The 1,008-nt window shown below is 58.3% G+C and carries 2 protein-coding genes; both read left to right on the top strand.

Annotated features, from left to right (window positions below):
- Positions 1-515, top strand: a 515-nt coding sequence (gene tolQ, locus A3754_RS22710; RefSeq protein ID WP_063521413.1) for a protein TolQ, incomplete at its 5' end; no start/stop codon positions are given.
- Positions 516-517: 2 nt separating this feature from the next.
- Positions 518-955, top strand: coding sequence for a protein TolR (tolR, locus tag A3754_RS22705; protein ID WP_063521412.1), 438 nt, complete (start codon positions 518-520; stop codon positions 953-955).
- Positions 956-1,008: the final 53 nt, after the last annotated feature.

Raw genomic sequence — 1,008 nt, 5'->3', positions numbered from 1 at the left:
AGTTCTGGTCCAGCGATGATCTGGCGTCCCTCTACAACCAGAGCCGCAAGGACCCGGATGTGGACTCCGGCACTGAAGCCATTTTCCGTGCCGGTTTTCAGGAATTTGTTCGGCTTTCCAAAAGTACCCGTGGTGCCGAAGCGGTCATGGATGGTGCTCAACGGGCCATGCGCGTGGCCCTGCAGCGTGAGCAGACTCGCCTGACCAAACACTTGCCGTTTCTGGCCACGGTCGGTTCTACCAGTCCCTATGTGGGCCTGTTTGGTACCGTCTGGGGCATCATGAACTCCTTTATGGCGCTGGCCAACGTGAAGCAGGCGACCCTCAGTGTGGTGGCTCCGGGTATTGCAGAAGCGTTGATTGCCACGGCCATTGGCCTGTTCGCGGCGATCCCGGCGGTGATGGCTTATAACCGCTTCTCCGCCCAGAGCGACGCCCTGCTGACGGAAAATGAGATGTTTGCGGAAGAGTTTTCTTCCGTACTTCACCGTCAGGCCCACGGGCGCGGAGCATGAGCATGAGCGGCGTAAAGATACGGGTGCCGCGCAAGCTCGTTGCCGAGATGAACGTGGTGCCCTACATCGATGTGATGCTGGTACTGCTGGTGATCTTCATGGCCACGGCGCCGATGATGACCCAGGGCATCAATGTGGACCTGCCGGACAGTAACAGCGACCCCATTGATACCACCAAGAACGAACCGGTGATCATTTCCGTTACCGCCGATGGCAGCTATTTCATCGATGTGGGTGGCGAGAGCCAGAAATCTTCCAGTCTGGAAACCGTGAAAGGCCATGTGCTGCGTATCCACAAGCACAAGCCGTCCACCCTGTTTCTGGTGGAAGGCGATGGCAACGTGGCCTATGCCCGGGTGGTGTCGCTGATGGGCGCGTTACAGGAAGCGGGTATTTCCCAGCTGGGGTTGGTGACAGAACCGCAGGGACGCAATGAGTGATCGCCGCGTTGGGTTGCTGTTCACGCTGTTTATCCACCTGCTGGTATTCGGGT

It is taken from the genome of Alcanivorax sp. HI0083 (assembly GCF_001635175.1).
The sequence above is the reverse complement of the archived record's forward strand: the minus strand, read 5'-3'. Positions and strand labels throughout refer to the sequence as shown.

What these genes read in the sequence shown, in the direction of transcription:
- tolR (WP_063521412.1), top strand. Translation starts at nt 518, where the DNA reads ATGAGCGGCGTAAAGATACGGGTGCCGCGCAAGCTCGTTGCCGAGATG.